Source organism: Promicromonospora xylanilytica, assembly GCF_054782895.1.
Genome location: NZ_BAAGRP010000075.1, coordinates 1 through 24,438, shown reverse-complemented (window position 1 = coordinate 24,438; position 24,438 = coordinate 1). Strand labels below are relative to the sequence as shown.

Annotated in this window: 28 protein-coding genes; 18 read left to right on the top strand and 10 right to left on the bottom strand. The window is 72.8% G+C overall.

The features are described 5' to 3' along the window. Positions 1-8 precede the first annotated feature (8 nt). The 7 genes from deoC (at position 9) to ACYVK7_RS24310 (ending at position 5,070) form a co-directional block, all read left to right on the top strand. Entirely contained in the window at positions 9-713 is a 705-nt protein-coding gene (gene deoC / locus ACYVK7_RS24340) for a deoxyribose-phosphate aldolase (RefSeq protein WP_460890311.1), read from the top strand. After that, positions 703-1,668 (top strand): ribokinase, encoded by a 966-nt coding sequence (locus tag ACYVK7_RS24335; RefSeq protein WP_460890310.1) that lies wholly within the window; start codon positions 703-705, stop codon positions 1,666-1,668. Before deoC ends, ACYVK7_RS24335 begins: the two co-directional genes overlap by 11 nt. Then, on the top strand, positions 1,665-2,171 hold the full coding sequence (gene rbsD / locus ACYVK7_RS24330; RefSeq protein ID WP_460890309.1) for a D-ribose pyranase: 507 nt from the start codon (positions 1,665-1,667) through the stop codon (positions 2,169-2,171). Before ACYVK7_RS24335 ends, rbsD begins: the two co-directional genes overlap by 4 nt. Continuing rightward, complete coding sequence (locus ACYVK7_RS24325; RefSeq protein WP_460890308.1) at positions 2,171-3,049, top strand: fumarylacetoacetate hydrolase family protein; 879 nt, start codon at positions 2,171-2,173, stop codon at positions 3,047-3,049. The genes rbsD and ACYVK7_RS24325 overlap by 1 nt, the downstream gene beginning before the upstream one ends. Further along, a complete protein-coding gene (locus ACYVK7_RS24320; RefSeq protein ID WP_460890307.1) occupies positions 3,046-3,792 on the top strand; it encodes an SDR family NAD(P)-dependent oxidoreductase in 747 nt (248 codons plus the stop codon). The genes ACYVK7_RS24325 and ACYVK7_RS24320 overlap by 4 nt, the downstream gene beginning before the upstream one ends. A 116-nt stretch (positions 3,793-3,908) precedes the next feature. After that, positions 3,909-4,397: a hypothetical protein gene (locus ACYVK7_RS24315; protein WP_460890306.1), complete on the top strand. Its 489-nt coding sequence runs from the start codon at positions 3,909-3,911 to the stop codon at positions 4,395-4,397. Between the two features lie 22 nt (positions 4,398-4,419). Next, a complete protein-coding gene (locus ACYVK7_RS24310) occupies positions 4,420-5,070 on the top strand; it encodes a hypothetical protein (RefSeq protein WP_460890305.1) in 651 nt (216 codons plus the stop codon). A gap of 25 nt (positions 5,071-5,095) precedes the next feature. Here ACYVK7_RS24310 and map read toward each other — a convergent pair whose 3' ends face one another. Further along, complete coding sequence (map, locus tag ACYVK7_RS24305) at positions 5,096-5,872, bottom strand: type I methionyl aminopeptidase (RefSeq protein ID WP_460890304.1); 777 nt, start codon at positions 5,870-5,872, stop codon at positions 5,096-5,098. A 65-nt stretch (positions 5,873-5,937) separates the two neighbouring features. Here map and ACYVK7_RS24300 point away from each other — a divergent pair, with 65 nt between their 5' ends. Then, a complete protein-coding gene (locus ACYVK7_RS24300) occupies positions 5,938-6,240 on the top strand; it encodes a helix-turn-helix domain-containing protein (protein ID WP_460890303.1) in 303 nt (100 codons plus the stop codon). A gap of 2 nt (positions 6,241-6,242) precedes the next feature. Here the strand turns inward: ACYVK7_RS24300 and ACYVK7_RS24295 are convergent, their stop codons facing one another. Beyond that, complete coding sequence (locus tag ACYVK7_RS24295) at positions 6,243-6,953, bottom strand: TetR/AcrR family transcriptional regulator (RefSeq protein WP_460890302.1); 711 nt, start codon at positions 6,951-6,953, stop codon at positions 6,243-6,245. A gap of 96 nt (positions 6,954-7,049) precedes the next feature. Here ACYVK7_RS24295 and ACYVK7_RS24290 point away from each other — a divergent pair, with 96 nt between their 5' ends. Continuing rightward, positions 7,050-8,222 carry a PQQ-dependent sugar dehydrogenase gene (locus ACYVK7_RS24290; protein ID WP_460890301.1) on the top strand — a complete coding sequence of 391 codons (1,173 nt, stop codon included), beginning with the start codon at positions 7,050-7,052 and terminating at the stop codon, positions 8,220-8,222. A gap of 55 nt (positions 8,223-8,277) precedes the next feature. Here the strand turns inward: ACYVK7_RS24290 and ACYVK7_RS24285 are convergent, their stop codons facing one another. Continuing rightward, positions 8,278-9,030, bottom strand: a complete 753-nt coding sequence (locus tag ACYVK7_RS24285) for an SDR family oxidoreductase (protein WP_460890300.1) — start codon at positions 9,028-9,030, stop codon at positions 8,278-8,280. Positions 9,031-9,131: 101 nt separating this feature from the next. Here ACYVK7_RS24285 and ACYVK7_RS24280 point away from each other — a divergent pair, with 101 nt between their 5' ends. Both ACYVK7_RS24280 and nhaA read left to right on the top strand, forming a co-directional pair. Beyond that, positions 9,132-9,959 (top strand): helix-turn-helix transcriptional regulator, encoded by an 828-nt coding sequence (locus ACYVK7_RS24280; protein ID WP_460890299.1) that lies wholly within the window; start codon positions 9,132-9,134, stop codon positions 9,957-9,959. A gap of 28 nt (positions 9,960-9,987) precedes the next feature. After that, the gene (gene nhaA, locus ACYVK7_RS24275) at positions 9,988-11,388 is read left to right on the top strand and encodes a Na+/H+ antiporter NhaA (RefSeq protein WP_460890298.1); all 1,401 of its coding nucleotides are present in this window, start codon (positions 9,988-9,990) and stop codon (positions 11,386-11,388) included. Between the two features lie 198 nt (positions 11,389-11,586). Here the strand turns inward: nhaA and ACYVK7_RS24270 are convergent, their stop codons facing one another. Next, positions 11,587-13,596, bottom strand: coding sequence for a BTAD domain-containing putative transcriptional regulator (locus ACYVK7_RS24270; RefSeq protein WP_460890297.1), 2,010 nt, complete (start codon positions 13,594-13,596; stop codon positions 11,587-11,589). Between the two features lie 33 nt (positions 13,597-13,629). Here ACYVK7_RS24270 and ACYVK7_RS24265 point away from each other — a divergent pair, with 33 nt between their 5' ends. Then, positions 13,630-14,505 carry an alpha/beta fold hydrolase gene (locus ACYVK7_RS24265; RefSeq protein ID WP_460890296.1) on the top strand — a complete coding sequence of 292 codons (876 nt, stop codon included), beginning with the start codon at positions 13,630-13,632 and terminating at the stop codon, positions 14,503-14,505. A 3-nt stretch (positions 14,506-14,508) separates the two neighbouring features. Here ACYVK7_RS24265 and ACYVK7_RS24260 read toward each other — a convergent pair whose 3' ends face one another. Next, a complete protein-coding gene (locus ACYVK7_RS24260; RefSeq protein ID WP_460890295.1) occupies positions 14,509-15,105 on the bottom strand; it encodes a DsbA family protein in 597 nt (198 codons plus the stop codon). 37 nt (positions 15,106-15,142) lie between these two features. Continuing rightward, positions 15,143-15,712, bottom strand: coding sequence for a TetR/AcrR family transcriptional regulator (locus ACYVK7_RS24255; protein ID WP_460890294.1), 570 nt, complete (start codon positions 15,710-15,712; stop codon positions 15,143-15,145). A gap of 124 nt (positions 15,713-15,836) precedes the next feature. On the opposite strand from ACYVK7_RS24255, the gene ACYVK7_RS24250 reads away from it, so the two are divergent. The 3 genes from ACYVK7_RS24250 to ACYVK7_RS24240 all read left to right on the top strand — a co-directional run bounded on the left by ACYVK7_RS24250 (position 15,837) and on the right by ACYVK7_RS24240 (position 18,386). Beyond that, on the top strand, positions 15,837-16,679 hold the full coding sequence (locus ACYVK7_RS24250; RefSeq protein WP_460890293.1) for an alpha/beta fold hydrolase: 843 nt from the start codon (positions 15,837-15,839) through the stop codon (positions 16,677-16,679). A gap of 205 nt (positions 16,680-16,884) precedes the next feature. Further along, positions 16,885-17,466, top strand: coding sequence for a cysteine hydrolase family protein (locus ACYVK7_RS24245; RefSeq protein ID WP_460890292.1), 582 nt, complete (start codon positions 16,885-16,887; stop codon positions 17,464-17,466). Then, positions 17,463-18,386, top strand: coding sequence for a GlxA family transcriptional regulator (locus ACYVK7_RS24240; RefSeq protein ID WP_460890291.1), 924 nt, complete (start codon positions 17,463-17,465; stop codon positions 18,384-18,386). Before ACYVK7_RS24245 ends, ACYVK7_RS24240 begins: the two co-directional genes overlap by 4 nt. A 62-nt stretch (positions 18,387-18,448) precedes the next feature. Here the strand turns inward: ACYVK7_RS24240 and ACYVK7_RS24235 are convergent, their stop codons facing one another. Continuing rightward, the gene (locus ACYVK7_RS24235) at positions 18,449-18,835 is read right to left on the bottom strand and encodes a DUF1304 domain-containing protein (RefSeq protein WP_460890290.1); all 387 of its coding nucleotides are present in this window, start codon (positions 18,833-18,835) and stop codon (positions 18,449-18,451) included. A gap of 143 nt (positions 18,836-18,978) precedes the next feature. On the opposite strand from ACYVK7_RS24235, the gene ACYVK7_RS24230 reads away from it, so the two are divergent. Continuing rightward, positions 18,979-19,842: an AraC family transcriptional regulator gene (locus ACYVK7_RS24230; RefSeq protein ID WP_460890289.1), complete on the top strand. Its 864-nt coding sequence runs from the start codon at positions 18,979-18,981 to the stop codon at positions 19,840-19,842. Here the strand turns inward: ACYVK7_RS24230 and ACYVK7_RS24225 are convergent. The 3 genes from ACYVK7_RS24225 to ACYVK7_RS24215 all read right to left on the bottom strand — a co-directional run bounded on the left by ACYVK7_RS24225 (position 19,741) and on the right by ACYVK7_RS24215 (position 22,229). Continuing rightward, entirely contained in the window at positions 19,741-20,934 is a 1,194-nt protein-coding gene (locus ACYVK7_RS24225; protein WP_460890288.1) for an MFS transporter, read from the bottom strand. The two genes, ACYVK7_RS24230 and ACYVK7_RS24225, sit on opposite strands and share 102 nt — an antisense overlap. 145 nt (positions 20,935-21,079) lie before the next feature. Beyond that, positions 21,080-21,715, bottom strand: a complete 636-nt coding sequence (locus ACYVK7_RS24220; RefSeq protein WP_460890287.1) for a DedA family protein — start codon at positions 21,713-21,715, stop codon at positions 21,080-21,082. Positions 21,716-21,791: 76 nt separating this feature from the next. Further along, positions 21,792-22,229, bottom strand: a complete 438-nt coding sequence (locus ACYVK7_RS24215) for an Lrp/AsnC family transcriptional regulator (protein ID WP_116673850.1) — start codon at positions 22,227-22,229, stop codon at positions 21,792-21,794. 102 nt (positions 22,230-22,331) lie between these two features. Between ACYVK7_RS24215 and ddaH the strand changes: the two genes are divergently transcribed. Both ddaH and ACYVK7_RS24205 read left to right on the top strand, forming a co-directional pair. Then, positions 22,332-23,231: a dimethylargininase gene (gene ddaH / locus ACYVK7_RS24210; protein ID WP_460890286.1), complete on the top strand. Its 900-nt coding sequence runs from the start codon at positions 22,332-22,334 to the stop codon at positions 23,229-23,231. Then, positions 23,228-24,256 carry an ornithine cyclodeaminase gene (locus ACYVK7_RS24205; RefSeq protein ID WP_460890285.1) on the top strand — a complete coding sequence of 343 codons (1,029 nt, stop codon included), beginning with the start codon at positions 23,228-23,230 and terminating at the stop codon, positions 24,254-24,256. The genes ddaH and ACYVK7_RS24205 overlap by 4 nt, the downstream gene beginning before the upstream one ends. Positions 24,257-24,438: the final 182 nt, after the last annotated feature.

The following is a 24,438-nucleotide window of genomic DNA, read 5'->3' as shown; positions in this document are numbered from 1 at the left end:
AGACCACGATGACCGTCGACCTCACCGACCCCAAGCAGGTCGCCAAGGCGATCCAGTACACCAACGTCAACCCGGACCTGACCAGGGCGGGTGTCGTGCGGCACCTCGAGACCTGCGTCGAGTACGGGTTCGACGCCGCGATGATCGCGCCCTACTGGGTGTCGCTCGCCAAGGACGTGCTGGCCGGCACGGAGGTGCGGGTCGCGTCGACCCTCAACTTCCCGATGGCCAACGACACCCTGCCGATGCGGCTCGCCGCGCTCCGGGAGCTCGTCGCCCAAGGGGTGGACGAGTTCGACTTCCCGCCCCACCCCGGGCTCCTGATCGGCGGCGACGAGGACCTGTACGCGCAGGACGTGCGCGAGATCGTCCAGGTGGCCCACGCCGAAGGAGTGCGGGTCAAGGCGATGCTGGAGTTCGGCTTCCTGGAGACGGACGAGCTCAAGGTCCGCGCCACCCGCATCGCGTACGAGGCGGGGGTCGACTGGGTCAAGCAGTCCTCCGGCTGGGGCAAGGGCGGCCTCGCCGCCACGGAGCACGACGTGCGCCTGCTCGCCCAGAACATCGAGCCGCCCTGCCGGGTGAAGGTGTCCGGCAAGGTCAACACGCTGGAGAAGATGACGGCGCTCTTCGAGGCGGGTGCCGAGCTGGTCGGCACGAGCTCCGGCCCCGCCATCGTCGACGGGCTCGTGGGAGACCCCGATGCCTACTGAGCGCCCCGCCGTCGCCGTGGTCGGCAGCTACGCGAAGGCCCTCGTGATGACGGCGGACCGGATCCCCGCCCCCGGCGAGACCCTGATCGGCAGGGACTTCCGCGGCACCTTCGGTGGCAAGGGCTCCGACATGGCCGTCCAGGCGGCCCGGCTCGGGGCAGCCGTGGCATACCTGGGAGTGGTGGGCGACGACGGCTACGGCGCCGAGCTCCGCGACCTCCTCACGCACGAGGGCGTCGACCTGAGCGGCCTGCGCGTCGCGCCGGGCACCTCGACGGGCGTCGGGTTCATCGTCAAGGACACGGCGGGGCGCAACGTCATCGTCGTCGACCCCGGGGCGAACGCCGGCTTCTCCACCGCCGACGTCGACGCCGCCGCCGCCACGGTGCGGGCCGCCGACGTCGCGCTCGCCCAGCTCGAGATCCCCCTCGCGACCGCCCTGCACGCACTCGACCTGGCCCGCGCGGCCGGCGTCACCACGATCCTCAACCCCGCCCCGGCCGTCGACCTGCGGCACACCGACCTGACCGGCGTGGACGTGCTGACGCCGAACGAGCACGAGGCGAAGGTCGCGCTCGGCCTGCGACCCGACGACGTGGTCCCCGCAGAGGAGCTCGGCCGCCGCCTGCTCGCGCTCGGCCCGCGCGCCGTGGTCATCACGCTCGGCGAGGCCGGCGCCCTGGTGGTCACCGACCAGGGGGCCACGCCGATCGACCCGGTCCGCGTCGCCGTCGTCGACTCGAACGGCGCTGGGGACAGCTTCAACGCCGCGCTCGCCGTGGCCCTCGGCGAGGGCCACGACCTGCCCGACGCCGCGCGGTTCGCCGGCACGGTGGCGGCCCTGTGCTGCGAGCACTGGGAGACCGTCCCGTCCTACCAGGACCGGGCGACCGTCGAGGCCTTCCTCGCCGCGGACCCGACCACGAACCCGACCACCATGGAGGCACGACGATGAGAACCGGACGGATCCTGCACCCCGAGCTGGCCCACGGCCTGGCGACGCTCGGACACACGGACGTCGTGCTGGTCACCGACGCCGGGTTCCCGATCCCCGCGGACGCCAACCGCGTGGACCTCGGGCTCACGCCGGGCCACATCGACGTCCGGACCGTGCTCCGGACGCTCCTCGACGAGATCTTCGTGGAAGAGGTGCACCTCGCCCGCGAGCTCAAGACGAACCACCCGCGCCTCTACGGCGAGACCCAGGACATCTTCACCGGGTCCGGCGCCACCTTCCACGGCACCACGCACGAGGAACTCATCGCGCGCTGGGCCCCGCGCGCCAAGATCGTCGTGCGGTCCGGCTCGTTCGAACCCTGGGCGAACTTCGCCCTCGTCGCCTCGACGGCGCCCTTCGACTGGTTCGCCGACGACGACGTGACGATCCTGCCCGCGTACGTGGAACGGCGCCGGCTGATCACCGAAGCGGTCCGCCCCGACCTCACCGAGGAGCCCTGATGAGGCTCGCCCGCATCGGCGCCCCCGGCCACGAACGCCCCGTGGCGCACGACGGCACCCGATGGCGCGACCTGAGCCCGCTCACCGCCGAGATCGACGGAGCGTTCCTCGCGTCCGACGGCGTCGCCCGTACCCGGGAGGCGCTCGCGGCCGGGACGCTCGCCCCGGTCGAGACCGCCGGGGTCCGGTTCGCCGCCCCGGTGGCCCGGCCGTCCGCGGTCGTGTGCGTCGGCATGAACTACGCGGCGCATGCCGCGGAGTCCGGGTCCGCGCCGCCGGAGGCTCCGGTCGTCTTCCTCAAGACCCCGAACACGGTCGCGGGGCCGGACGACACCGTGACGATCCCCCGGGGGAGCCGCAAGACGGACTGGGAGGTCGAGCTCGCGGTCGTGATCGGCCGCAGGGCCCTGTACCTCGACTCGCCCGAGCAGGCCCGGACGGCGATCGCCGGGTACGCCGTGGCCAACGACCTGTCCGAGCGGGCGTGGCAGCTCGAGGAGTCCGGCGGCCAGTGGTCCAAGGGCAAGTGCGGGCCGGGGTTCACCCCGCTGGGCCCGTGGCTCGTGACCCCGGACGAGGTGGACGGGGCCGGCGCCGCGGGGCTCCGCCTGCGGTCGTGGGTGAACGGCGAGGCGCGCCAGGACTCGACGACGGCCGACCTCATCTTCGGCGTCGACGTGCTGGTGCACACGCTGAGCCAGTACCTGGCGCTGGAGCCGGGTGACGTGCTGCTCACCGGCACGCCGGAGGGCGTGGCGCTGTCGGGCCGCTTCCCCTACCTGCGGCCGGGCGACGTCGTGGAGACCGAGATCGACGGGCTCGGCAGGCAGCGCCAGGAGTACGTGGCCTGGGCCGCCGGCCCGGGAGCGGGCGCATGACCGCCTTCGCCGGCCTGGTCGCGGTGGTCACGGGCGGATCCTCCGGGATCGGGGCGGCGGTGGTCCGCCGGCTGCGCTCGGCGGGCGCCCGGGTGGCGGTCTTCGACGTCGACCCCGAGGCGGCCGACGCCGACGTCGCGCTGGGGGTCGACGTGACCGACACCGCGTCGGTGGGCTCTGCCGTCGCCGCCGTCGAGGACCGGTTCGGACGGCTCGACGTGCTGGTCAACAACGCGGGCGTCGGTGCACAGGGCACCGTGGCCGACAACCCGGACGAGGAGTGGCTGCGGGTGCTCGACCTGAACGTGGTGGGGATCGCCCGCACGAGCCGGGCCGCCCTGCCGCTGCTGCGGCGCTCGCCCGCCGCCTCGATCGTCAACACCTGCTCGATCGCCGCGACCGTCGGCCTGCCCCAGCGTGCGCTGTACAGCGCGAGCAAGGGCGCCGTGCTCGCGCTGAGCCAGGCGATGGCCGCCGACCACGTGGCCGAGGGCATCCGGGTCAACGCCGTCAGTCCCGGCACCGTCGACACGCCCTGGGTCGGACGGCTCCTCGCGCGCGCCGACGACCCGGCGGCCGAACGGGCGGCGCTCGAGTCCCGGCAGCCGCACGGCAGGCTGGTCTCCGCCGAGGAGGTCGCCGAGGCGGTCGCGTACCTCGCGAGCCCGCTCGCCGGCTCGACGACGGGAACCAGCCTGGCGGTCGACGGCGGCATGCAGGCCCTGCGTGTGCGCAGGCCCTGACCCGTGGCCCTGACGGGTGCGCGCTCGGACACAATGTCACAACGGTCGGGACGGCTCCGGCGGCTCTGCGCCGTCGGTGGCACCGAGCACCCTCTGACATGCGGAAAGATGCCCGCATGAGGTTCGAGTACTTCGCAGTTCCGGACGACGAGACCGCAGCCCAGACCATCGACGGTGGCGAGATCGACGGTAGCGTGGGATCCCACGTCGTCGACCCAGCCTCGGTGCTCGGCCAGCTCGAGCGGCTGCTCGGTGGGCCGGTCGGGGACGACGGGCTGCGCAGCGCGCAGCTCGTGGCCGAGAGCGCCGACGGCGCCCGGCTCGTGATCCGGCTGTCCAACCACCTGGTGTCGCTGTTCGGGATGGTGCGTCCGACCACGCTGGACGACGTGGTCAGGCACTGGTCGCTCTCCCGCCGGTTCCGCCGTGCGGACCCGGAGGACCTGCGCGCCTTCGCGGCCGGGCTGAACGAGCTGTGCAAGGGCAGCGGCAAGCGCGTCTATTGCCGGGCGACGGCGGACGAGGCGGAGCTGGCGGCAGCCATGGCCCCCGCCGGCGCCGGCGCCGGCCCCGACGGGGAGCGCCCGTTGCCCCGCCGGCGCTGAGCCGCTCGTCTAGGGTTGGCGGGTGACCTCGTTCGACGCCCTTCGTCAGCTGCCGCACCGCGACGTCGCCGGGCGCCTGCTCGCCGACGGCTGGAACGTGTGCGGCCTCGGGGACTGGGCGACGGTCTGGCGCTCGCCCGACGGGACGCAGGTCGCGAGGGTCAGTCCGTTCGAGCCGGCCTACGAGGTCTTCGTGGACCTGTGCCGCGACCTCGCCGGGCACCCGCTGCTGCCGCGCGTCGACTTCGACGCCGCTCTGCCCGGCGGCGGCCGCCTCACGGTGATGGAGTTCCTCCTCCCGGCGGACCCGGTCGAGGCGGACGCCGTCGTCGAGCGCTGGGCCGCCGCCCTGCCGGACGACCCGGTCAGCGAGGTCCGCCGGAGGGCCGAACGGCTCGATGCCGCGGCGGCCGCGTCGATCCCCTTCTGGGGCGGGCTCGACCACAACCCGGGCAACGTCATGCGGAACGCCTCCGGCGAGCTCAAGCTGGTCGACCTGTTCTACGCCGCCGGCCTGGAGATCTACCGGGTCCTGCGGGAGGACCCGGCGAAGATCGCCGAGGCTTTCGCGGCGGACCGGCGCGCGTACATCTGCGACATCGGCGCCGTGGCCCGGATGTCGGCCCCGGACGAGCTGACGGCGCTCCGGGCGGCTGCGGAGAGCATCGCCTGAGCGGCGGACGGGGCCCGCCGCCCGGTCACGCCGGTCGTGGCAGCGTGAGGATCTCGGCCCCGTCGTCGGTGACGGCGATGGTGTGCTCGCTGTGCGCGGTCCGGCTTCCGGTCGCGCTCCGGAGCGTCCAGCCGTCCGCGTCCGTGACCAGCTCGTCGGTGTCTGCCATGACCCACGGCTCCAGCGCGAGCAGCAGCCCGGGGCGCAGCCGGTAGCCGCGGCCGGGCCGCCCGGTGTTCGCGATGTGGGGGTCCTGGTGCATCGTCGACCCGATGCCGTGGCCGCCGAACTCGGTGTTGATCGCGTACCCGGCCCCGCCGAGGACGGTTCCGATGGCGTGCGAGATGTCGCCGATGCGTGCGCCGGGGCCTGCGGCGGCGATCCCCGCGGCGAGCGCGCGCTCGGTGATGCTGATCAGCGCGACGCTCTCGGCAGGCCGGGCGCCGCCCACGATGAAGCTGATCGCGGCGTCCGCGGCGACTCCGTCCAGGGAGACTGCGAGGTCGAGGGTGAGCAGGTCGCCGTCGGCGAGCGTGTAGTCGTGCGGCATCCCGTGGAGCACGGCGTCGTTGACGGCCGTGCAGATGTAGTGCCCGAACGGCCCCCGGCCGAAGGACGGCGCGTAGTCGACATAGCACGACTGGGCGCCGGCCTCGGTGATCATGGCCTGGGCCCAACGGTCGATGTCCAGCAGGTTGGTGCCGACCGTGCTGCGGCCCTTCAGGGTCTGGAGGATGTGCGCCACCAGGGCGCCGGTCTCCCTGGCCCGGGCCAGCTCGGTGGGGCTGAGGATCTCGATCATGCGGGGCTTCTCTCGCTTGGCCAATAACTATCCCGGTAATGTTATACCGGGATTATCATGGGCTCATGGTCAGGTTGCCCCTCACTCCCGCGGAGGTCGAGCGCGGACAGCGTCTCGGCGCCCTGCTGCGTCGCGCACGGGGCGGGCGCTCGATGCTCGAGATCGCGCTCGACGCACGCGTCTCACCGGAGACGCTCCGCAAGATCGAGTCGGGCCGCGTGGCGACGCCGGCCTTTCCCACCATCGCGGCGATCGCCGACGTCCTCGGCCTCTCGCTCGACGAGGTGTGGGCAGAGATCAGCCGGCCCGACGGCGGGGTCGAACCCGGGCGTCCGGCTCGCGAGGAGCGTGCGCGGCTGGTCTCGTAGGGTCAGGACGGCCGGCGGTCGCCCCGTGAGTTCCCGAGCCGGTCGAGCAGCTCGCCGAGCAGCGCCTCCTCCCCCGCGGTGAGCAGTCCACCGGTCTGCCCCAGGGCTGCCTTGAGTGCCGTGGCGTGCTGCGGGTACCTGGGAGCGCTGGGCGGTGCGTCGCCCGTGACTGCGGCGAGGACGGCCTCCCGCAGCCGGCCGGGCAGCTCCGGGTCGCGTTCGCCGGGTGCTGTCCCGATGAGGTGGAACGTGAGACCGCTGCCCGCGGAGTGGATCATCGCGGCGGCGGTCTGAACGGTGACCGCCAGGCGGCCCGCCGCGGCGACGCGCTCGACGAGCAGGTGCAGCCGGTCGGCCGAGCGCTGGGCGGCTGCCGACGTCTCGCCCGGAGTGCGCCTGCCATACATCAGCAGGTAGTGGGCCGGGTGGGTGAGGCCGAACTCGACATGCAGGTCCCAGCCGTTGCGCAGGTCCTGCACGGGGTCGTCCGTGAGGTCGATGCCGTGCTTCTGGGCGAGGTACGTGTCGAAGCCGTGCGCAGCCACCGCCTCCAGCAGGCCGTTCATGTCGGTGAACTGCCGGTAGATGGTCGGCGGCTGGACCCCGGCCGCGTGGCTCACGGCGCGCGTGGTGACGCCGTCTCGCCCGTGCTCTTCCAGCAGGCCTGCCGCCGCGTCGAGGATCCGCTGCCGGGTGCTGGTGGGCTCGCTCATGTATCAACGGTAACGCAGAACCGATATCGATAGTTGCGTGCATGCGATAACGGCGCTAGCGTTATCGGCGATAACATCCTGACGGAAGGAACGCTCGTGTTCAACGCAACGCGTACCGCTCTGGTGGCAGCGACCGCCACGGCGTCCTTGGCAGTTCTGATGACCGCTGGGTGTGGTGGGCCGGCGTCCGCCCCGGGCGGCGAGGCCGGTCCGGCAGGCGAGGTCGGTGGTGAGGCGCGAACGCCGGACCCGGCGGACGCGGCGGTGTCTGCCTCCGGCCCTGGCGAGCTGACCGAGCTCACGACGGGGCTTGAGGCGCCATGGGGGCTGGCCTTCCTCCCGGACGGGTCGGCCCTGCTCACCGAGCGGCTGACGGCCAGGGTGCTGCGAGTGCCGGCCGACGGCGGACCGCCCCAGGTCGTCGGCGCGGTCCCCGACGTGGAGACCAGCTCGGAGGGCGGCCTGCTCGGCCTGGTCGCGTCGCCCGACTTCGCGACGGACCGCACGGTGTTCGCCTACGCCTCCGGCTCGCCGACCAACAGGGTGGTCGCCCTGGAGGTCGGGCCCGACTTCGACTCGCTGGACGTCTCGCGAGTGCTGCTCGACGGCATCGAGACCGCCGACCGGCACCACGGCGGCCGCCTGCGGATAGGTCCGGACGGCCACCTCTGGATCGGCACCGGCGACGCGTTCCTGCCCGAGAACGCCGCGGACGACGGGTCGCTGAACGGAAAGATCCTGCGGATCGCGCTCGATGGCTCGATCCCGGAGGACAACCCGTCCGGGACCGCCGTCTACTCCTCGGGTCACCGCAACGTCCAGGGCATCGCCTTCGGTCCGGACGGGACGGCATACGCCTCGGAGCTCGGGCACCGCACCTGGGACGAGGTCAACGTGCTGCGTCCCGGCGCGGACTACGGCTGGCCGGAGACGGAGGGCGTCGCGGGAGGCACCGGTGAGCAGCCTCTGTTCACCATCCATCCCGACGACGCGTCACCGTCCGGCATCGCCTACGCCGACGGATCTCTCTGGATGGGCGCCCTGGGTGGGCAGCGCCTGTGGCAGCTGCCCGTGGACGGGCCCGAGGCGACCGGGGACCCGATCGAGCACTACACCGGCGAGCACGGCCGCATCCGCACCGTCGAGGTCGCGCCCGACGGCGCGCTCTGGCTGGTCACCTCCAACACCGACGGTGCGACGTGGGGCGGCACGGAGCCCAGGCCGGGTGACGACAGGATCCTCCGGCTCGAGCTCGCCCCCACCGGATGACCGGCATCACGACACCGGAGTGCCCGGCGCCGGGCCCCGCGGAGGGCCCGGACGCTCACCGCTGGGCCGCGGGGCGCACGATGATCTCGTTCACGTCGACGTCGGCGGGCTGTCCGAGAGCGAAGGAGATCGCGCGGGCGATCGTGTCGGCGGGGATCAGGTTGCGGCGGAAGTCGCGCATGTAGTCCTGGGCGCCGGGGTCCGAGATGTGGTCGGCGAGCTCGCTCTCCACCGTCCCGGGCGTGATCGTGGTGGTCCGGATGCTCGGGTCCGACTCCATCCGCAGGCCCTCGGTGACGGCCCAGGCGGCGAACTTGGTGCCCGAGTAGACCGCCGACGTCGGGTACACCTCGTGCGCGCCGACCGAGGCGACCGTGACGACGTGCCCGCCGCCCTGCCGCCGGAAGTGGGGCAGCACCGCGGCGATCCCGTGGAGCAGCCCCCTCACGTTGACGTCGATCATCTGGTCCCACTCGTCCACGAGGAGCGCGTCGAGCCGGGACAGCGGCATGACCCCCGCGTTGTTCACGATGACGTCGATGCTCCCGTGCTCCTCGACGACCTGGTCCACGACCGCGCGCACGCCGTCGCGGTCCGTCACGTCGAGGCGGTGGGCGCTCGCCCGGCCACCGCCCGACCGGATCTTCTCCACCAGGGCCTGGAGGCGGTCCGTGCGGCGGGCGCCGAGCGCCACGTGGTGGCCCTCGGACGCGAGGCGGAGCGCCGTGGCCTCGCCGATACCGCTGCTGGCGCCGGTGACGAGGACGACCTTGGCGGAGCTGTGCTGGGTGTTCGTCTGTGTGCTCATGGACCCAGGCTGCGGTGGCGGCGCGGGGCCGAGGAAGGACGCCGTCCTCCTGGGTGCGACACACCCTGGACCCGTGCCCCGGGACGAGTACCGTCGACGACATGACCGCATCACCGCTCGGCGACTACCTGCGCGGCCGGCGTGACCAGCTGACGCCGGAGGTGCTCGGGCTGCCCGTGTACGGTCGGCGCCGCGTCGTCGGGCTGCGGCGTGAGGAGGTCGCCATGCTCACCGGTGTGAGCGTCGACTACTACGTCCGGCTGGAGCAGGGTCGCGAGGCGAGCCCGTCACCGCAGGTCCTCGACTCGCTCGGGGAGGTGCTGCGCCTGGACCACGACGGGCGGCAGCACCTGTACCGCCTGGCCGGCCTGAGCCCCCGGCCCGAGCCGCCGGCGCCCGTCGAGGAGGCGGACGCGTCGCTGCTGGAGCTCATGCTCTCGTGGCGGGACAGCCCGGCGCTCGTGCTCGGCCGGGCGTTCGACGTGCTCGCCGGCAACCCGCTCGGGGAGGCGCTGTTCGGCGGGTTCCCGTTCTCGCGGAACCTGACGCGTTCGACGTTCCTCGACCCCGTCGCCAGGACCTTCTACCCCGACTGGCACCGCGTCGCCGAGAACACGGTCGCGGGGCTCCGCCTGGCCGACGGCCGGACTCCGGGCGACCCGGTGGTCCGCGGGGTGGTCGACGAGCTGCGCGTCAAGAGCCCGGACTTCGTGACGATGTGGGACCAGCACGACGCCCGGGGGAAACGGCTCACCGTGAAGCGCTTCCTGCACCCGGAGGTCGGCCACCTGGAGCTGCGGGTGCACGTGTTCGACGTGCGGGGCGCGCCCGGCCAGGAGCTCGTCGTCTACCACGCGACTCCGGGCTCGCCGGCCGCGGAGGCGCTGTCGCTGCTGGGGACGCTCGCGGCGACGCGGGGGATCGGCTGACGACGTCGGCGTCTGACAAACTTGCCCCGTGACAGACCGGATTCCCACCGGCGTTCCGACCCGGCCGGGTCCCCGGCCCCGGGTGGACATCCCGTACCCCCGCTTGTCCCCAGGACTGCGCAGCTACTTCGCGACCGAGGGCGGGGGAGCGACCCTGCTGCTCGCGGCGTCAGCCATCGCGCTGGTCTGGGCGAACGTGGCCGGCGACTCGTACCACGACCTGTGGGAGACGCCGATCAACCTCATGGTCGGCACCTGGACCCTCGACCTCTCGCTGCACCACTGGGTCAACGACTTCCTCATGGCCGTGTTCTTCTTCGTGGTCGGCGTCGAGGTCAACCGTGAGCTCACCGTCGGCGAGCTGCGCACCTTCCGTGCCGCCTCCGTCCCTCTGTTCGGCGCGATCGGGGGGCTGGCCGTCCCGATCGGGCTGTACCTGCTGATCAATCCCTCCGGCCCGGACGCGTCCGGCTGGGGCCTGCCGATGTCCACGGACACGGCGTTCGTCATCGGTGTGCTCGCGCTGGCCGGGCCCCGCTGCCCCGATCAGCTCCGCGTGTTCCTGCTGACGCTGGCGATCTTCGACGACATCGGGGCCATCGCGCTGCTCGGCATCTTCTACTCCGACGCGCTGTCCATGGGTGCGCTGGTACTCGCGGCACTGCTGACGGTCGTGCTGTTCGCGATGCGCTGGATCGGTGTCTGGCAGATTCCCCCGTACCTGCTCGTGGGCGTGATCCTGTGGGTGGCGGTCCTCGAGTCCGGCCTGCACCCTACTCTCGCGGGCGTCGTCGTCGGCCTGGCGGTCCCCACGACGCGTCGGGGGCGGGACGACGAGGCGCGCCACCACCTCGGCTGGTACGCGCGCGCTCTCATGGAGGAGTTCGACCCCGCCCGTTCCCGTCTCGCCGTCAGCGCCGCACGGTCGGCGGTACCCACGTGCGACCGCATCCTGGACGCGCTGCACCCCGTGAGCTCGTACTTCGTCGTTCCGGTGTTCGGGCTGGCCAACGCGGGAGTGGTGCTGTCAGGTGAGTCGATCGGCGCCGCCGTGACGAGTCCGGTCACCCTCGGCGTGCTGGTCGGTCTGGTGCTCGGCAAGGGGATCGGTGTCTTCGCCGGGGCCATGGTCGCTCTGGTGACCGGGCTGGGCACCCTGCCCGGCCGGGTGCGCTACGGGCACCTCGCCGGCGGCGCGTTCCTGTGCGGCATCGGGTTCACCATCGCGCTGTTCGTCAGCGAGCTCGCCTTCGACGACGATGCCCTGATCAACGAGGCCAAGGTGGGCATCATCGTGGGGTCGATCCTCTCCGGTGTGATCGGCATCCTGATCCTCCGGTACTTCGGTGACCGCCTGCCGCTGTGCTCGCCGAACGAGGCCGCGGGCCCGCCGCCGCTCCCCGAGGGAGCCTGGCGCGCGCCGCGGTGACGCTCGCGGCCGGGGCCGGCGACGAGTTCGGTCCGTTGCACAAGGTGGTTCGTTGAGTTCGGTCCCTTGCACAGGTGGCTGGTTGAGTTCGGTCCGTTGCTCTGAGATCGGTCAGTTGATTGACCGATCTCAGAGCAAGGGACCGAAGTCAGTGAGTTCGGTCCCTTGCTCGACCGACTCACTCGCCGGCAGGCGCTGTCAACGGGCGAGGAACTCCGTCAGCGCGGCGAGGTGGTCCCGGACAGGACCGGCGGTCACGAAGCCGCTCCCCGCGGCCACCTCGTCCGCGGCCGGGACGAGCGCGGTCCGGGCGCGCTCGGCGACCCGGCGGTCACCCACCGCGATGGCCGCACGTCCGGCCAGGATCCAGAGCACCTCGGTCAGCAGGCCGGGCGGCGGGTCCGGCAGACGGCGGACGGCGGCCGCGGCGTCGGCGTCCGATCCGCGGGCCAGGAGCAGGTGCGGGCGAGCCCACGGCTCGTAGGGCCCCCAGCTCACGCCGCCGTCCCCGCGACCGGCCGCGTCGCCGTCGGCAGAACCGCTGTCCGCCCTCGTCGCTGGTTCGGCGGGCAGGCCGTGCCACACCCGCAGGGCGAGCACCGCGAGCGGAAGCAGGCCATCGGCCAGCCCGGGCATGCCGGACCCGTCGAGCAGTGCCGCTGCCTGCCGGTAGGCCCGCGTGGCGCCGTCCGTCGAGGTACCGGACGCCGCCGTCCGCACCGCCGCGAACCACCCCGTGAACACGTCGACCAGCGGCCGCTCGTGCTGCCGGCCCAGGGCTACGGCGTCGTCCGCGTGCGCCTGTGCCGCGTCCCAGTGACCGAGGGCGGCCAGCGCCTGCATCCGCACCAGGTGTCCGAGGATCTCGAACGTGGACAGCCCGTGGCGGGTCGCCAGGGAGATCAGCTCGACGCCGATCGTGTCCCTCTCCCGTGCGAGGCCCGTGCGCGAGAAGCACGTCAGATACCGCCCGGCCAGGGCGAACGCCAGTACCGCCGGGTCGCCCGCCCGCCGTGCGAGTTCCTCGGCGGCACGCGCGGCCTCCGCACCGCGAGGCCCGGGCAGGCCCCGTGACTCGATGGCGACGGTCGCCAGCAGCCGGGCGCGGACGGCGTCGGGCGCGCCCTCGGGGAGCGCGTCCAGGGTGCGTTCGGCGGCCGCGGCGACCTGGGCGGCCACGACAGGGTCGTCCGACCGTGTCCAGGAGCCGGGCACGTCGAACGCGCCGATCACGCGGGCGGTGAGCTCCGGGTCGCCGAGCTGCTCGGCCGCGCGGATGGCCGCCGGACGGTGCGCCCGTACGGCCGCGAGCCCGTCGCCACCGCTCAGCGCCAGCGTGCGCAGGAGCGTCGCCGTCGACTCCAGCCGGGTGCGCGCCCCGGCCGCGACCACCCGTTCGTAGGCGGACGTGGTGTCCCGCCAGACGTCGTCGGGCGCGGACGCCGAGCCGACGTCGTGCCGCAGCACCTGGGCCTCCAGCTCCGCGAGCCGCGGGCCGGGGTCGATGCCGAGCTCTCCGGCCAGCATCGCGCGCGCCCGGCGCAGCACGGCGAGCGCATCGGCCTGCCGCCCCGACCGGTACAGGCCGAGCGCGAGCAGCCGCCACCCGTCCTCCCGCCAGGGGTGTTCCGTCACGTGCGCGTCCAGCCCCGGGACGACGCCGGCAGCGTCGCCGAGCGTGATCCCGGCCTCCGCGCCGCGTTCGACGGCGACCAGGCGCAGCTCGGTCAGCCTGGCACGCTCGGTGACGGCCCACGGCTGGTCGAGGCCTGCGTACGGTGTGCCGCGCCAGGTGTCGAGGGCCCCGCCGAGCGTGGTCCGGGCGGCGGCGGGCGCGAGGTCACGCGCCCGGGACACCGCCTCCTCGAACGACCAGGCGTCGACGTCCACGCCCACGTCGGCGCCGACGCCGCGCAGCGCGTAGCCGGGACCGTCGGTCACGAGCAGGCGGGCGGGAGTGCGCGGCGTCCGGCCGGGTTCGATCCCGCGGCGCAGCGCCGCGACGAAGGTCCGCAGCGCGACCAGGGCGCCCGCAGGAGGGCCCTCCCAGAGGTCCGCGACCAGGCGGTCGGCGGTCACGGTCCGCCCGCGGGCAGCGACCAGCCGCGCGAGCACCGCCCGCTGCCGTGGTCCTCCCAGGGCGGCCTCTGCGCCGCCGACCCACGCCACCACCGGGCCCAGCACACCGATCCGCACGCTGTCACTCATCACTTGCTCATTCATGTCCTGGAGATTCGGGGCATGACACAGTCAATCCCCGATCTCGACTACCAGCGCGTCGCCGTGGGCGACGTGGTCCTCAACGTAGCTGTCGGCGGCTCCGGCAGCCCGGTCGTGCTGCTGCACGGCTTTCCGCAGACGCACCTGATGTGGCGGCACGTCGCGACCGACCTCGCGCGGGACCACACCGTGATCGTCCCCGACCTGCGCGGCTACGGCGCGAGCGACAAGCCCGCCGAGCACGACCGCACCACCTACGCCAAGCGGACGATGGCCCAGGACGTCGTCGGGCTGGCCCGGGTGCTGGGCCACGAGACGTTCACGCTCGCCGGCCACGACCGGGGCGCGCTCGTGGCGATCCGCGCCGGGCTGGACCATCCCGACCGTGTCACCCACCTGGCCGTGCTCGACGTCCTGCCGACCCTGGACATGTGGGACGTGCTCCACGGTGCCGACGCCGGCGTCGCGTTCCACCTGTACCTGATGGCGCAGCCGCCCGGCCTGCCCGAGCGCATGATCGCGGCCTCCGCCGACGAGTTCTTCGGGTTCTTCCTCGACGCCTGGGGCACCGGTGCCGATGCGATCCCGCCGGAGGTCCGCGCGGAGTACCTGCGCGCCTCGCGGGAGGCCGTGCCGTCGATCGTGGCGGACTACCGCGCGTCAGCGGGGATCGACGTCGAGCACGACCAGGCGGACCGGGCCGCCGGACGGCGCCTGACCATGCCGGTCACCGTGCTCCAGCAGGACTGGGGCGCCGCGCTCGGCTACGACGCGGCGGGCCTGTGGTCGGCGTGGGCCGCGGACCTCGAGCACCGCACCCTGGACGCCGGGCACTTCATGGCCGAGCAGGCACCGGGCGAGGTGGCGGCCCACCTGCGCGCACTTCTGGCGCGGTAGGGGCTACCGGCGGAAGCGCGACGTGCGCTTGCGCGACAGCCCCATCGTGTCCCGCAGGTCGGTGACGGTGACCCCGTCGGTGTACGGCACGCCGTTGATGAAGATCGTGGGCGTGCCGTGCACACCGGCGTCGATGCCGTCCTGGTAGTCCGTGCGGACGGCGTCGGCGAACCGCTGGGCGGGGTCACCGACCAGGGCGGCGGTGTCGAGTCCGAGCTGCTCGCCGTAGCGGACGATCGACGCGTCGTCGAGGTGGTCCTGGTTCTTGAGGAGCAGGCCGGCCATCGGCCAGAACGCCCCCTGGTGCCCCGCGGCCTCGGCCGCGAGGGCCGCGGTCAGCGCGTAGGGGTGCGGCTCGAACAGGGGGAAGTGGCGCCACACGAGGCGGACCTGGCCCTCCGACCCGTTGACGAGGTCGGCGAGCACGGGCTTGACGGCGCCGCAGTACGGGCACTCGAAGTCGCCGAACTCCATGATCGTGAACGGCGCCTCGGGGTTGCCGTACGCCCAGCGGAAGGCGAAGTCACCCTCGTGCGGGCCGCTCTGCAGGCTGAGCGGGGCCGCCTCCTGCGTGCCACCGTCGGATTCGTCGGTCGTCATGGGATCCATCGTCGCACTGCCCGACCGTGCCGCCCGGTCATGCGCGGACGCCCGTCGCGACGTCGAGCAGGGTCTCCGCGGCGTCCCGTGCCTGCCGTGCGGCGTCCGGTGTGCCCGCGATGGCGGCGGTGGACTGCGCGCCCTCGGCGAGGATCGCGAGCTGGGGCGCCAGGGCGGCGGGCGCGCCGGCGTCGGCCACGAGGCGGGCCACGTAGTCCTGGAAGGTGCGCTTCTGCGCGCGGACGGCGTCCGCCACCGCCGGCGACGTCGCGCCCAGCTCGCCGTGGGTGTTGATGAACGCGCACCCGCGGAAGTCCGGCTCCCGGAACCAGGCGTCGAGGAAGTCGAAGATGGCGAGGATGCGCTCCCTCGCCGACGTGGCCCGCTCGGACGTGGTGGCGAGCCCGGAGTCCCAGACCGCCGTGCGGTGGGCCAGCACCGCGACCACGAGCTCGTCCTTGGAGGCGAAGAGCGAGTAGATGCGCTTGAGCGACACGCCTGCCGCCGTGCGCACGGCGTCCATGCCGACGGCCTGCACGCCGCGCGTGTAGAAGAGCTCGTCCGCCGCCCGGATCACGGCCTCGCGTGCGGTCTTCTCGTCGATCATCCGATCTCACCCCATCTTCTGCTCCGCACGACTTGCGCGGAGAACGTTCGTTCTCTACTGTAGCGGACATCGGCAGGGAACGACCGTTCTCCACCGCGGCGCAAGGTCACGAGAGGGACAGATCATGGGTTACATCAAGGTCGGTACCGAGAACAGCACCACCACGGAGCTCTACTACGAGGACCACGGCGCGGGTCAGCCGGTCGTCCTGATCCACGGCTACCCGCTGGACGGCAACAGCTGGGAGCTGCAGTCCCGCGAGCTCGTCGCCGCGGGCTACCGGGTCATCACCTACGACCGCCGCGGGTTCGGCAGGTCGAGCAAGGTCGGCGCCGGCTACGACTACGACACGTTCGCAGCCGACCTGGACACCGTGCTGAACACGCTCGACCTGCGCGACGTCATCCTGGTCGGCTTCTCGATGGGCACCGGTGAGCTGGCCCGCTACGTGAAGAACCACGGCCACGAGCGGGTCGCGAAGCTGGCCTTCCTCGCCTCGCTCGAGCCGTTCCTCGTGGCGGCCGACGACAACCCGACCGGCGTGCCGCAGTCGGTCTTCGACGGCATCGAGGCGGCGGCCCGCGCCGACCGCTTCGCCTGGTTCACCAACTTCTACCAGGACTTCTACAACCTGGAGGAGAACCTCGGCAGCCGGATCAGCCAGGAGGTCGTCACGGCCAGCTGGAACACGGCGACGGGCAGTGCTCCGGTTGCGGCCTACGCCGTCGTCTCCGCCTGGATCGAGGACTTCCGGGCCGACGTCGAGGCCGTCCGTGCCGCCGGCAAGCCGTCCCTGATCCTGCACGGCACCAAGGACAACATCCTGCCGATCGACGCGACGGGCCGGCCGTTCCACAAGGCGTTCCCCGAGGCTCAGTACGTCGAGGTCGAGGGCGCACCGCACGGCCTGCTCTGGACGCACGCGGCCGAGGTCAACGAGGCGCTCCTGGCCTTCGTCAAGGCCTGACGCCCCAGTGGTCGGCCGACGCGGACGCGTGCGGTCGGTAAGAGGTTCGGTAAGAGGTCAGGTGTTCGGCAACCCGAGTTGCCGAACACCTGACCTCTTGCCGATCACCACCCGACTTGCCGCCGCACACCGGTGACCGGATCCGTCCGCCGCCCGACCAGATCCGGTCTCCCGGGGCATCCCCGACCGGACCAGACTGGAGGGCATGAACCGCGCACTGATAGTCGTCGACGTCCAGGAGTCCTTCCGTGCCCGCCCGCAGTGGGCCGACACGCTCAACCCGGCGGTCGCCGAACCGGTCAACCGGCTGGTCGACCTCGCCCGGGCGGCCGGTGACCTGATCGTGTGGGTGCTGCACACGGAGCCGGGGACGGGCAACGCGTTCGACCCCGAGTCGGGCCACGTCCGGCTGTTCGAGGAGCTGGGCGACCCCCGGCCCGGCGAGCCGGTGCTGCGCAAGACGTCGCACAACGCGTTCACCACGACGAGCCTGCAGCAGATCCTCACCGCCCACGGGGTGCGTGAGCTGCGGGTGTGCGGCATCCGGGCCGAGCAGTGCGTGGAGACCACCACGCGGGTGGGCTCCGACCTCGGCTATGCCATGACGTTCGTCTCCGACGCGACGAGCACCGACCCGCTCGGCCGGTTCAGCGCCGCCGACATCCTCGAGCGCACCGAGGCCGTGCTCCGCGACCGGTTCGCGCGCATCGCCACGGTCGCCGAGCTCGAGGGGGAGGCGGCCCCGGGCGCCGGCCCCCGGGCAGAGGTGGCAGCATCGGCCGGGTGACCACCGTCGTCTTCGTGCTCCTGCCCGGGGTCCACCTGCTCGACCTGGCGGGTCCCGCGCAGGCGTTCTTCACCGCTGGGGACCTCGGCCACCCCTACGACCTGCGGTACGTGTCGGGCGACGCCCCGCAGGGCGGCGGCGTGGTGACCTCGGCCCAGGGCCTCCCGCTGGTCCCGGGCACGGACTGGCCGGCGCTGGGCCCGGACGACCTCGTCGTCGTGCCCGGATGGCGCGTGGGAGACGACCGGGCCGCCTGGCCGCACGTGAGCGAGCCGCTGCGGGAGCGGCTCCGCGAGCACCACGCGGCGGGCGGGACCACGGCGAGCGTGTGCGCGGGCACCGACGCGCTCGGCCAGGCAGGCCTCCTCGACGGACGGCGCTGCACCACGCACCACGCGGTCCAGGACCAGCTCGCTGCCCGGCACCCGCGGGCGCGCGTCGTCCGCGACGTCCTGTTCACCACCGACGACGGCGTGGTCACCTCGGCGGGCATCGCCAGCGGCATCGACCTCTCGCTCCATCTGCTCGCGATGCGCCACGGGCCCGCGCTCGCCGCCCGCGTGGCCAGGGAGATGGTCGTGTACGCGCGCCGGAACGGTGCGGAACCGCAGGCCAGTGCCATGCTGCGGCACCGGTCGCACGTCGACGACACGGTTCACCGCGTGCAGAACCACATCGACACCCACTTCGCGCGTTCGCTGCCGCTCGCCGACCTGGCCACGCACGCCGGCGTGGCCGAACGCACCCTGACCCGGCTGTTCACCCGGGCCGCCGGGGTGACGCCCCTGCGGTACCAGCAGCTGCTGCGCCTCGAACGGGCCGAGCACCTGATCGGCCACGGCGCGACCGTCGAGGCGGCGGCCCGGGCCGTCGGCTTCGAGGACGCCCGCATGCTCCGCCGCCTCCGGTCAGGCGCGTGACGCGCGCTCCGCCAGCAGGCCGCCGACGGCGGGTTGAACTACCTCCGGGATCTGGCCACCGGTCAGAGTGCCAGGCCGACCACCAGGGCGAGGATCCCCAGCAGCGGCACCAGGCCCTGCTTGAGCGCGGCACCCCGCTTGGTCGGGTCCGAGACGACCAGGACCAGCGACGCCGCGACCATGGAGCCGGTGCCGGCGAGCACGAGAGCCGCACCCACCGCGGTCGACCCGGTCGCCGTGAGGACGATGCCGACCGCCGTGACGATCGCGAGGAACAGGTTGTAGAAACCCTGGTTCAGGGCCATGGGCCGCATCGCCTCGGCCTCCTCGGCCGTCATGCCGAACGTCGCCAGCGTCTTCCGGTCCGTCCAGGCGAAGGACTCCAGATAGAAGATGTAGACGTGGACCAGCGCTGCGATCCCCGCGAGCGCGAGACCGGCGATCAGCATGGGTGGCTCCTTCGCTGCGGGCGTGTCACCGGCAGTATGTCAGTGGGGCGGCAGGCCGGAGGGCGACCCGCTCGACCGGCCGGCAGCGCGTTGCCGGGAATAGCCGGCGCGCGTCCGTGGCTCCGCTTCGTATGGAATGGGAGATGACGAGGCTGACGCGCGAGCGGCTGCCCGCCGAGACGGTCCTGGTGCGGCCCGGTGCGCTCTGGGCGCTGGTCCTGTCCGGTGCCGCGACGCTCGAGACGGCGGCCGACCGGCGGACGATCCTGCCCGGCGACGCGGTGCTCGTCGACCCCCGGACGGCGCACCGGCTGACCGCCGATGTCGACACCGATCTCGTGCACGGGGACCTCCGCCGGGCGGTGCCGTCCGAGCCGTGGCCGAGCCCGCTGGTGCTGCGGGGGTTCGGCGACGAGCACCACGGCGTCGTCGCGCTCGTGACGACCTGCCCGCTCACGGCCCGGTGCAGGGCGGGTGTGTTCGCGGCGGCCTACGCGAGCCTGATCGGGGCCGCGATCACCGCCACCGCCCACGCGGCGGAGCGGACCGGCGACCAGGCCGGCGGCGTGCGCGAACTGTCCGACGACCCGCAGGTCGCCGAGGTGGTCGCCGCCCTCGCGGCCCGGCCCGGCGAACCGTGGAACATCGACCGGATGGCCGGCCTGGTGCACCTGTCCCGCTCGGCGCTGACCGAGCGGTTCCGCCGCGCGACCGGGCACAGCCCGATGCGGATGCTGCGGGAGGTACGGATGCACCGGGCCCGCACGCTCCTGGCCGAGCAGTGCCTCGCGGTGACGCGGGTCGCGTTCGAGGTGGGGTACGGGTCGGTCGCCGCGTTCAGCCGGGCGTTCGCCGCGGACCACGGCGTCTCCCCGCTCGCGTGGCGCGCCGTGCCGGCGACGGCGTCAGGCCCGCGGTATCCGCAGGAGTGCCCAGCCGACCCCCGCCGCCACCGCGGCTCCCGCGCCGACGACCAGCAGCGACCGGATGCCGTGCCCGTCCAGTAGCGCCCCGCCCAGCGCGGCACCCACGGTGATGGCCACCTGGAAGGCCGTGACGGTGAGCGCCATCGCCGACTCGGTCCGTGCGGGCTCGACCCGCGAGCCCCAGAGCTGGGTGATCACCGGGACCATGTTGAACGAGAAGCCCCACAGCACCACCGCCGCCGTCAGGACCGGCACGGAGGAGGCCGTCGCGGTGAGCACCAGGGCGATGCCCAGCGCGACCGGTGCGGCCGCGGCCAGCGGTCGCAGCCGCGTCGCGAGCATCCCGGCCACGACGGTCCCCACGACGGCGCCCGCTCCCCACGCGAGCAGCAGCCAGGTGGTGGCGCCGGGGTCGACGCGGTCGATCGCGATGCGGATGAACGGGTAGGCGGCGAAGTTGCCGAAGGCGACGAGTACCACGCAGCCGATGCCCGCCATGAGCCGCCTGTTCCGCAGCGCCTCGCGCAGCATCCGCAGGCCCGCCGTGGGGTGGGCGGGGACGGACGGGAGGGCGACCGCCAGGGCGACGGCGCTGAGCGCGCAGAGCGCCGCGGCGCCCGCGAACGCCGTCCGCCAGCCGACGGCGTCACCGATGAGCGACCCGAGCGGGACGCCGAGCACGGTCGCGATGCTGACCCCGAACGAGATGGCCGCCGACACCAGGCGGTTCCTGCCGGGGGCCACGTGGGTGCCCACGCCGAAGGCGAACGACCAGTACCCGGCGATCGCGACTCCGAGCAGGAGCCGGCCGACCAGCAGCACGGCGAAGCTGGGCGCGACGGCGACCGCCAGGTTCGAGACGGTCGCCGCGGCGAGCAGGGCCAGGAGCACCGTGCGCCGGTCGGTCCTGGGGAGCAGCACCGCGATGCTCGGCGCCGTCAGGGCTCCTGCGATCGCCGTCGCCGCGACGGCCAGGCCCGCCGTACCCTCGCTGACGCCGACGTCGGCCGCGAGGGACGGCAGCACGCTGGCGGGCAGGAACTCGCTCGCGACCAGGATCGCGATCCCGGAGGAGAGCGCGACGACGGGTGTCCAGGTGCTCTGTCGGATGTTGGTGGGCGTGCCGGCGGGGGAGCTGGGCGGTGTGCTCAGCGCGGTGCTCTGGGTGGGCATGCCCCCAGCCTGGTCGCCGGGCGTACGCCCTGGTTGATCCTGCGGCGTGCCCTGTTGATCGACCGGCCGCCCACTTCGACCGTGTGGTCGGCAGAACGTCAGATGGTCGGCACCCCGGAATGCCGATCGCCTGACGTTCTACCGATCATTGCCTCGGGACCGCCGCTCGTTCCTGCCGCCACGCGCGGACGCCCGCCACCACCGACGCCGCGATGACCACCCCGGCCACGACGTACGCGACGGGCCGCACCGACGGGTCCGATGCCGCGAAGTACCCGAGCACCGTGATCAGCACCGCCCAGCTCAGTGCCCCGAAGACGTTCGCGGTGAGGAACTTGCCGTAGGGCATGCGTGTGACGCCCGCGATGACCGGCACGAACACGCGCGCCCAGGGCATGTAGCGGCCGATCACGACGGACCACCACCCGAACAGGTCGTAGAACTTCTCGGTCCGCGCCACGGCGGCCCGCACCCAGCGGCCCTTCCGGGACTCGAGGTACGGGCGCCCGTACCTGCGGCCCAGCAGGAACGCGACCTGGTCGCCCGCCACGGCGGCCACCCCGACGCCGATCGCGAGCACCCAGATGTCGACGCGGTCGGTGCTCCCGGCCACGATCCCCGCGCCGAACAGCAGACCGTCACCGGTCAGGAAGGGAATGAAGACACCGACGAAGAACGCCGTCCCGACGAAGACGAGGCCCCAGACGACCAGATAGAACGCGAGCGGTCCGAGCACGTCGAGCCAGCCGGCGACGTCGTCGGACACCGTGGTTCTGAGCATGGGGACACCCTCCGGTCCGGGCAGGAAGATCCTGGTAAGGACACCCTAAGGTGTCACCTCCGGCGGTCCGCCACCGTCAGGCGCCGGGCCGGTCGACCACCCGGGACATCACGAGCGCCGTGCGCGTCTTGACCACGTGCGTCACGGTCCGGATGCGCTCCACGACGTGCTCGATCTGCTCCATGTTCGCCGCCATGACGTGCACCATCGCGTCGGCGTCACCGGTCACGGTGGAGACGCGCACCACCTCGGGGATGGGTGCGAAGTCGCGCTCGAGCACGGCCGGCGACACGATGCCGGAGCAGAAGATCTCGACGTACCCCTCAAGGGTCCAGCCCATCGCCTGCGGGTCCACGCGCACGGTGAAGCCGGCGATCTCACCCCGGGCGATCATGAGGTCCACCCGCCGCTTCACGGCAGGGGCGGAGAGCCCGACCACGCTGCCGACCTCCTGGTACGTGGCACGCCCGTCCCGCAGCAGCTCTCCGACGATCGCGCGGTTCACGGCATCCATGAACGAATCGTTCAGTACATCGCGCGATTGCGCAAGAAACCGCGGCTGAATGCGCAACGGATGCGTGGCTGTTGTGAATCGGTACGGCCGTAGCCTCACGACATGACGCAGACCACCGCGCAGCGGACCGCCACACCGAGGCACTACCTCATGTGCCCGCCCACGTACTTCGACGTCGTCTATGCCATCAACCCTTGGATGGACCCGTCGTCGCCCGTCGACACCGCGAAGGCCCTGGCCCAGTGGGAGGTGCTCCGCGACGCCTACGAGGCACGCGGCCATCGGGTCGACGTGATCCAGCCCGAGCCGGGCCTGCCCGACATGGTGTACGCGGCCAACGGCGGCATCGTCGTCGGCGGACGGGCGCTCGCGGCCCGGTTTACGTTCCCCGAGCGGGCCGCAGAGGGCCCCGCGTACGACCGCTGGTTCGACACCCCCGCCGCACAGGGCTACCGCCGCCTGGGCGAGGCCGTCGAGACCATGGAGGGCGAGGGCGACCTCCTGCTCATCGGCAAGGTGCTGCTCGCGGGCACCGGCTTCCGCACCACGCCCGCCGGGCACGCGGAGGTCGCCGAGCGCCTCGAGCTGGCCGAGCAGGGCATCGAGCTGGTCCCGCTCGAGCTGGTCGACCCGCGCTACTACCACCTCGACACCGCCCTCTCGGTGCTCGACGACGGCGCCGTGTCCGGCGAGACCCTCGTCGCCTACCACCCCGAGGCCTTCAGCCCGGCTGCCCAGGAGACCCTGCGCCGCCTGTTCCCCGACGCGATCCTGGTCGGCGCCGACGACGCCGCCGTGCTGGGCCTGAACGTCGTCTCGGACGGGCTGCACGTGTTCCTCAGCGACCGTGCCCACGACTACGCCGACGCGCTCAAGGAGCGCGGCTTCGTGCCGGTCGGCATCGACCTGTCCGAGATCTTCAAGGGCGGCGGCTCGGTCAAGTGCTGCACGCTCGAGCTGCGCCCGGACGCCACCGCACTCACCGAGGAGACCACGCGATGACCACCGTCCCGTACCTGGATGTCGCCGCGACCGCCCGCTGGGTGGCGCGCCGCGGCCCCGAGGCCGCCATCGCCGCGCTCACCGACGCCCTGGAGCGCGACTTCGCGCGCTGGCCCGAGCTCGACAAGCGGCCCCGCATCGCGTCGCACTCGAAGGAGGGCGTGATCGAGCTCATGCCCACCTCCGACGACGAGACCTACGGCTTCAAGCTGGTCAACGGGCACCCGCTCAACCCCGTCAACGGCTTCCAGACGGTGACGGCGATCGGCATGCTGGCGGCCGTCGGCAACGGCTACCCCACGTTCCTCGCCGAGATGACGCTGCTCACCGCGCTGCGCACCGCCGCGACCTCGGCGCTGGCGGCGCGCTACCTCGCGCCGGAAGGGTCCCGCACCCTCGCCCTGATCGGCTGCGGCTCGCAGGCGGAGTTCCAGGCCCTCGGCATGCGTGCGGAGCTCGGGATCGAGACGCTGCGGGTCTTCGACGTCGACCGGGCCGCCATGGAGAAGCTGGCGGGGCACGCCAAGGCCTTGGGCTTCGACGTCGTCCTCGCCGACGACGCCGCCGAGGCGGTCCGTGGTGCCGACGTGATCACCACCTGCACGGCCGACAAGCAGAACGCGACGGTGCTGCACGACGTCGACGTGTCGAGCGGAGTACTGATCAACGCGATCGGCGGTGACTGCCCGGGCAAGACCGAGCTGGACCCCGCGACCGTCGCTCGCGCGAGCGTGTTCGTGGAGCTGCCGGAGCAGACCCGCATCGAGGGCGAGATCCAGCGCCAGGCCGACGACTTCCCGGTCACCGAGCTGTGGCAGGTCATCACCGGTGCCGCCCAGGGGCGCCGGAGCCAGGACGAGCTGGTCGTGTGGGACTCCGTCGGGTTCGCCGTCGAGGACTGGACCACCCTGAAGTTCGTGCTCGAGGACGTGACCGCGAACGCGCCGGAGCTGCTGCAGCACCTCGACCTCATCGCGGAACCGGACGACCCGAAGGACCTGTACTCCCTGGTGGCCGCCTCCTGAAACTCCGCCGAGGTAGTCACCTGCCGAGGTAGTCGTCTGGCGAAGTAGTCATGTAGCGGATGCTGGGTGACTACCTCGCCAGGTGACTACCTCGCCAGGTGACTAGGCGGATTCAATCGGTGGTCGCAACACCGGTTGTGTCGGCTGACAGTAGCTTGCTCATTGCTTCGTAGGGTGTGTGC

What these genes read in the sequence shown, in the direction of transcription:
- deoC (WP_460890311.1), top strand. Translation starts at nt 9, where the DNA reads ATGACCGTCGACCTCACCGACCCCAAGCAGGTCGCCAAGGCGATCCAG.
- ACYVK7_RS24335 (WP_460890310.1), top strand. Translation starts at nt 703, where the DNA reads ATGCCTACTGAGCGCCCCGCCGTCGCCGTGGTCGGCAGCTACGCGAAG.
- rbsD (WP_460890309.1), top strand. Translation starts at nt 1,665, where the DNA reads ATGAGAACCGGACGGATCCTGCACCCCGAGCTGGCCCACGGCCTGGCG.
- ACYVK7_RS24325 (WP_460890308.1), top strand. Translation starts at nt 2,171, where the DNA reads ATGAGGCTCGCCCGCATCGGCGCCCCCGGCCACGAACGCCCCGTGGCG.
- ACYVK7_RS24320 (WP_460890307.1), top strand. Translation starts at nt 3,046, where the DNA reads ATGACCGCCTTCGCCGGCCTGGTCGCGGTGGTCACGGGCGGATCCTCC.
- ACYVK7_RS24315 (WP_460890306.1), top strand. Translation starts at nt 3,909, where the DNA reads ATGAGGTTCGAGTACTTCGCAGTTCCGGACGACGAGACCGCAGCCCAG.
- map (WP_460890304.1), bottom strand. Translation starts at nt 5,872, where the DNA reads ATGATCGAGATCCTCAGCCCCACCGAGCTGGCCCGGGCCAGGGAGACC.
- ACYVK7_RS24300 (WP_460890303.1), top strand. Translation starts at nt 5,938, where the DNA reads ATGGTCAGGTTGCCCCTCACTCCCGCGGAGGTCGAGCGCGGACAGCGT.
- ACYVK7_RS24295 (WP_460890302.1), bottom strand. Translation starts at nt 6,953, where the DNA reads ATGAGCGAGCCCACCAGCACCCGGCAGCGGATCCTCGACGCGGCGGCA.
- ACYVK7_RS24285 (WP_460890300.1), bottom strand. Translation starts at nt 9,030, where the DNA reads ATGAGCACACAGACGAACACCCAGCACAGCTCCGCCAAGGTCGTCCTC.
- ACYVK7_RS24280 (WP_460890299.1), top strand. Translation starts at nt 9,132, where the DNA reads ATGACCGCATCACCGCTCGGCGACTACCTGCGCGGCCGGCGTGACCAG.
- ACYVK7_RS24270 (WP_460890297.1), bottom strand. Translation starts at nt 13,596, where the DNA reads ATGAGTGACAGCGTGCGGATCGGTGTGCTGGGCCCGGTGGTGGCGTGG.
- ACYVK7_RS24265 (WP_460890296.1), top strand. Translation starts at nt 13,630, where the DNA reads ATGACACAGTCAATCCCCGATCTCGACTACCAGCGCGTCGCCGTGGGC.
- ACYVK7_RS24260 (WP_460890295.1), bottom strand. Translation starts at nt 15,105, where the DNA reads ATGACGACCGACGAATCCGACGGTGGCACGCAGGAGGCGGCCCCGCTC.
- ACYVK7_RS24255 (WP_460890294.1), bottom strand. Translation starts at nt 15,712, where the DNA reads ATGATCGACGAGAAGACCGCACGCGAGGCCGTGATCCGGGCGGCGGAC.
- ACYVK7_RS24250 (WP_460890293.1), top strand. Translation starts at nt 15,837, where the DNA reads ATGGGTTACATCAAGGTCGGTACCGAGAACAGCACCACCACGGAGCTC.
- ACYVK7_RS24245 (WP_460890292.1), top strand. Translation starts at nt 16,885, where the DNA reads ATGAACCGCGCACTGATAGTCGTCGACGTCCAGGAGTCCTTCCGTGCC.
- ACYVK7_RS24235 (WP_460890290.1), bottom strand. Translation starts at nt 18,835, where the DNA reads ATGCTGATCGCCGGTCTCGCGCTCGCGGGGATCGCAGCGCTGGTCCAC.
- ACYVK7_RS24230 (WP_460890289.1), top strand. Translation starts at nt 18,979, where the DNA reads ATGACGAGGCTGACGCGCGAGCGGCTGCCCGCCGAGACGGTCCTGGTG.
- ACYVK7_RS24225 (WP_460890288.1), bottom strand. Translation starts at nt 20,934, where the DNA reads ATGCCCACCCAGAGCACCGCGCTGAGCACACCGCCCAGCTCCCCCGCC.
- ACYVK7_RS24220 (WP_460890287.1), bottom strand. Translation starts at nt 21,715, where the DNA reads ATGCTCAGAACCACGGTGTCCGACGACGTCGCCGGCTGGCTCGACGTG.
- ACYVK7_RS24215 (WP_116673850.1), bottom strand. Translation starts at nt 22,229, where the DNA reads ATGGATGCCGTGAACCGCGCGATCGTCGGAGAGCTGCTGCGGGACGGG.
- ddaH (WP_460890286.1), top strand. Translation starts at nt 22,332, where the DNA reads ATGACGCAGACCACCGCGCAGCGGACCGCCACACCGAGGCACTACCTC.
- ACYVK7_RS24205 (WP_460890285.1), top strand. Translation starts at nt 23,228, where the DNA reads ATGACCACCGTCCCGTACCTGGATGTCGCCGCGACCGCCCGCTGGGTG.